Consider the following 4,971-nt stretch of genomic DNA (forward strand, 5'->3'; position numbering starts at 1 on the left):
CCCGGACCCATTTCGGTTCCGGTCCGCCACGTCCATCCTTCTGGTTGACCGGAACGAGACGCCAGTGCCCGAGCGAGCCGATCCGCACGCCAGACATGCGAGCGCCAGTAGCTCTCGATCGCAAGGCGCGGTGTAGGCGGGATTAGTGGGCGTGAAAGGGCGTGCTGCAGTACTGGTGCCGGGAAGATCGCCGGCAAGGCGCGATCCAGCCGTGCACGAGCCTGGATGTTGCGGCTGTCGCGCCACTCGGACCTGTTCGTCACGATGGATCTCAGAAACGAGGTTGAAACAGGGATCTGGAGCGGACCTTACTCCGAGAAAAGCCAACGGCCACGGAAGCCAGGACGGGGTGCGCGTACATCCGGCGTCACTCTGTCCTGGCATCGTGGCCGTATCCGATCAAGCAGCAGTGCCGCGACCGGTGCGATCCCGAGATGGGGTCGGGATGGTTAAGAATCAGTGAAGTCAGCCCCGCCGCCTGACAGGTCATGGGCAGCAAAGCACGTCGTGTAGGAGACACGACGGAGGCGATACGCAATATGGCTCACCGGAAGGATGAGCTAGAGGAGTGGCCTGCCACTATCCGGTGGCCCAAGCACGAAGTCGGTGCAAGGTCGGCCGCGTAACGATAACGGGACGATCGGAGGCGCCCTAGCTGATCGGCTCAGGTGCCTCGAGGACCACCTGGGGCGCAGGCGGGTGCTAGCTCAGCGATGGGTGTGTCCGGCTGCTGTTGTAAGCCTTCCGCCTTAGATCACGACGCTGGCTTCCTTGAGGGTGTCGATGACCTCGCCGTCGAGTGGCTGGTCGCGCAGCTTCGCATCGCAGCTCTCGCACTAGCGGTTCTCCCGCGGGCTGCCCCGCTCGATGCAGGTGGTCTGCGAGCTAACCGCTGCGCTTCAGTCTCGGAGAACAGCCTTGGCGGTGAAAGCCGGCTCCTTATCCTCGAAAATATGGCCCGGCAAACAAAGATCTCGCCGGGGCTGCGCATTGGAGAAGCCTTTCACTCGGACAGGCTCAGGTTACCAGTCGGGTCAAAACCGCCGGACGGATCATGGAGACAGCGTAGCTGTTTTTGGCCGAGGCGGACGGAGCTTGGCGAGGATGGACGAGATGATCGGCCAGAACAGCATCGTCAGAGCCAGGGTCACGATCGAGCCCACTAGAGGATTGGCCCAGAAGATCGACAGGCTACCCTGCGAGAGCAGCATCGCTTGCCGGAAGGCGCTCTCCGCCATGTCGCCGAGCACGAGAGCAAGGACCAGCGGCGCCAGCGGATAGTCGAGCTTCTTGAACAGGTATCCGATCACGCCGAAGACCAGCATGACGGAGATGTCGAGGAGTGCGTTGTGTACGGTGTAGGCGCCCACCGCGCAGATCACGAGAATGATCGGCGCGATGATGCTGAAGGGCACCCTCAGGATCGCGGCGAAGAACGGCACCGTGGTGAGCACGACGATCAGCCCGGCGACGTTGCTGAGATAGATGCTGGCGATCAGGCCCCAGACGAAGTCCTTCTGCTCGACGAAGAGGAGCGGGCCCGGCTGCAGGCCCCAGATCAGGAGACCGCCAAGCAGCACTGCGGCGGTCGGCGACCCTGGGATGCCGAGCGTTAGCATCGGCAGGAGCGCGCTCGTGCCGGCCGCGTGCGCCGCCGTCTCGGGAGCGAGCACGCCCTCCATCTCACCGGTCCCGAATTTCGGCCCGGTGCGGGAGAAGCGCTTGGCCAAGCCATAGCTCATGAAGGAAGCGGGCGTCGCGCCGCCGGGCGTGATGCCCATCCAGCAGCCCACGATCGATGAGCGGATCGCGGTAGCCCAGTATTTCGGAAGTTCCTTCCATACCTGGAAAACGACCCGCGAATTGATCTTGGCGGTCTTGCCCTTGAAGGCGAGGCCCTCTTCCATGGTGAGCAGGATCTCGCCGACGCCGAACAGGCCGATCACGGCGACCAGGAAGTCGAACCCGCGCAGCAGTTCGGTCGAGCCGAAGGTCATCCGCAACTGCCCGGTCACCGTATCGATCCCGACCGCTGCCAGCGCGAAGCCCAGCATCATCGCGGCGACAACTTTGAGGGGCGATTCCTTGCCCATGCCGACGAAGCTGCAGAAGGTCAACAGGTAGACGGCGAAGAACTCGGCCGGCCCGAACTGGAGCGCGAAGCGGGCGATCACAGGAGCGAGGAACGTCAGCAGCAGCGTAGCGACGAAGGCGCCGAGGAACGAGCCCGTAAAGGCGGTGGCCAGGGCCTCGCCCGCCCGTCCTTTCTGCGCCATGGGGTAGCCGTCGAAGGTCGTCGCCACCGACCAAGGCTCTCCCGGGATGTTGAACAGGATCGAGGTGATCGCCCCCCCGAACAGGGCGCCCCAATAGATCGACGACAGCATGATGATACCTGACACCGGCGACATGCTGAAGGTCAGGGGCAGAAGGATCGCGACGCCGTTCGCGCCGCCCAATCCCGGCAGCACCCCGATGAGGACGCCGAGGAAGATGCCGACGAACATGTAGAGGATGTTCATCGGATCGGCGAGGATGCCGAACCCGTGGATCAGGGAGAGAAGCGCGTCCAAGGCGGGGTCTCCAACCGTTCTCGTGCGGCGTGTCCGGCGCTTCCGGCACTGTCCGATCCGTCAAGGGAGGGACGCCCACCTGTGAGGGCGTTCCCGATACTGCTCTAGTAGCCGAGTGCCGCCTCGATCGGCCCTTTAGGCAAGGGCACGAGGAACCAGATCTCGAACATCACGAAGAGGAACAGCGGCGTCAGCACGGCGATCGGAAGGATCTTGTAGAAAGGATACTTGCCGAGCCATCGCATGAAAAACAGGATGAAGATCGCCGAGGCCAGATAGATTCCGAGGAAGCCGATCGACACGACGAACACGATCGTCGGAACGAGCACCTGGAAGACCTGGCGGAGCTGGGAGCGGTCGACGAAGGTGGCCTCGCCCCCGCTCATCCTGCGCAGGTGGATCACGAAGGTGATCGCGCTCACGACGAACATGATGACGCCTATGCGGAAGGGGAAATAGCCAGCGCCAGGCCCATCTTCCTGCCAAAGCGCTCCCAGCCGCCAGTTGTCGACCATGATGAGGGTCGCCAGCGCCATGAAGAGGCCGGCAACGACGAGCTCCATGGTGCGTTTCGAAACGGTGTTCTCGCTGCGATCGAGATCGTGGGCCATGGTCTGGTCTTTCCGGACACGTCTTGCCGATGCCTGATGCTCTTGCCCGGCCGGGCTCTATGACCGTTCAGGAAGCTGCGCGTCCGCTGCCTCGAGCAGCGGACGAATGAGCTCACTTCGCGATGAAGCCGGCTTTTTCCATGAGCGTGCGGTGGAGCGTGGCGGCATTGCCGAGCCAGCCCTTGAACTCGTCACCGGCCATGAAGGTGGTGTTGAAAGCGCCCTTGGACATGAAGTCCTTCCATTCGGGCGTCTCGCGCACCTTCTTGAACAGCTCGACGTAATAGTCGACCTGCTCCTGCGTGGCGCCTGGCCCCATGAAGATTCCTCGAAGCATCAGGTACTCGATGTCGAGCCCCGATTCCTTGCAGGTCGGGATGTCGCCCCACGACATCGTGGCGGTGACGGTCTCCTTGAGGGGAATACGCGCCTTGTCGAAGACGCAGAGGGGTTTCAACTCGCCGGCCCGCCATTGGGCGACCGCCTCTATCGGGTTGTTGACGCTGGAGGTAATGTGGCCACCCACGAGCTGGGCCGCGACGTCGCCGCCGCCCTTGAACGGGACGTAGGTCATCTTCGTACCGGTCAATTGCTCGATGGCGGCCGTGATGATCTGGTCTTCCTGCTTCGAGCCTGTGCCACCCATCTTGACCGAGTTCGGGCCTTCGGCCTTCGCCGCCTCGACGAAGTCCTTGGCCGTCTTGTGGGGCGATTTCGCATTTACCCAGAGGACGAATTCGTCGAGGCCGAGCATCGCCACCGGAGTCAGATCCTCCCACTTGAACGGCACGCCCGTGGCAAGCGGTGTCGTGAACAGGTTGGAAAGGGTGATGATGATCTTGTGGGGGTTCCGGTTCGATCCCTTGACATCGAGGAAGCCCTCCGCGCCCGCACCGCCGGCCTTGTTGATGACAACGAGGGATTGAGGCATCAGGCTGTGCTTCTGGATGATCCCCTGAAGCATGCGCGCCATCTGGTCGGCGCCGCCGCCGGTTCCGGCCGGGACGATAAACTCCACGGTCTTCGTGGGCTGCCAGGCCGCCTGTACTGCACCAAATCCAACCCCGGCATATGCGAGGCCGGCGAGCGTCAGCCCGCGCATGAGAGAACGCGCGATCTCGATCTTCATGAATGTCCTCCAGCCGGGTCCTTCAGGTGCGCCGGACGGTGCGCCTCGGACTCTCGGACGATTATTAAGTTTTCAGCATATTGTATGTCACGGCGAGAACAAGGGCTTATACTGCGAAGTTCACCGCCTTTGCGTATCGCAGTGCAATATGAGCAGGGCAAAAAACACTCGGGATTGATAAGCACGACGTTGCCTCGGCTGAAAAACAGCCGGATGACCTGCGTGAGCAGCCTTTCTGTCCGCGCCCGGATCGGCAGGGAGAGGGCGCCGGAGACTGTCAGCTCCGGAAGGTGAACGGCCTAAAGCGGCGCATTTCCGGCACCGGTCGTCTGCGTAACGAGCGGCAATGGCCTTGTTCATCGTCAATTACAGTGCGTGACCCAGTCCGCCGTTTTCGAAGGCCGCATCTGACCAACTCTGCGTGTTCGACAGCCACTGTCCCTGGCGGATGCGCGACATGGGGAGCTGCGTCGCCAGCCTCGTATCCTCGAAGCGCCTTGTGGGACGGACTGATCTTGTCGAGAGCGATGACGGTGGTACGGCCTCCTCCACACCGCGACGAGCGCTGCACGGCACGATAAGGGTAGCGTCCGCGGACGAGGTGTAAATTCGAGGACCGCTTTGGCGGGGATTGGGGTGGCCATCGGGCCATGCGGCT

3 protein-coding genes and 1 pseudogene are annotated in these 4,971 nt (G+C 62.7%); all 4 read right to left on the reverse strand.

What is annotated here, in order from left to right; genetic code table 11:
* A pseudogene (locus K2Y56_RS19155) lies at window positions 1-263 on the reverse strand (hypothetical protein); the annotation flags it as partial.
* 789 nt (window positions 264-1,052) lie between these two features.
* Entirely contained in the window at window positions 1,053-2,573 is a 1,521-nt protein-coding gene (locus K2Y56_RS19160; protein WP_292511206.1) for a tripartite tricarboxylate transporter permease, read from the reverse strand.
* Between the two features lie 104 nt (window positions 2,574-2,677).
* Window positions 2,678-3,184 carry a tripartite tricarboxylate transporter TctB family protein gene (locus tag K2Y56_RS19165; RefSeq protein ID WP_292511209.1) on the reverse strand — a complete coding sequence of 169 codons (507 nt, stop codon included), beginning with the start codon at window positions 3,182-3,184 and terminating at the stop codon, window positions 2,678-2,680.
* Window positions 3,185-3,296: 112 nt separating this feature from the next.
* On the reverse strand, window positions 3,297-4,286 hold the full coding sequence (locus K2Y56_RS19170) for a tripartite tricarboxylate transporter substrate-binding protein (RefSeq protein ID WP_292511212.1): 990 nt from the start codon (window positions 4,284-4,286) through the stop codon (window positions 3,297-3,299).
* Window positions 4,287-4,971 lie beyond the last annotated feature (685 nt).

It is taken from the genome of Methylobacterium sp. (assembly GCF_019745455.1).
GTDB lineage: Bacteria > Pseudomonadota > Alphaproteobacteria > Rhizobiales > Beijerinckiaceae > Methylobacterium.

Excerpts from the sequence above, each read along its gene's own strand:
- K2Y56_RS19165 (WP_292511209.1), bottom strand. The coding sequence starts at position 3,184 with ATGGCCCACGATCTCGATCGCAGCGAGAACACCGTTTCGAAACGCACC.
- K2Y56_RS19170 (WP_292511212.1), bottom strand. The coding sequence starts at position 4,286 with ATGCGCGGGCTGACGCTCGCCGGCCTCGCATATGCCGGGGTTGGATTT.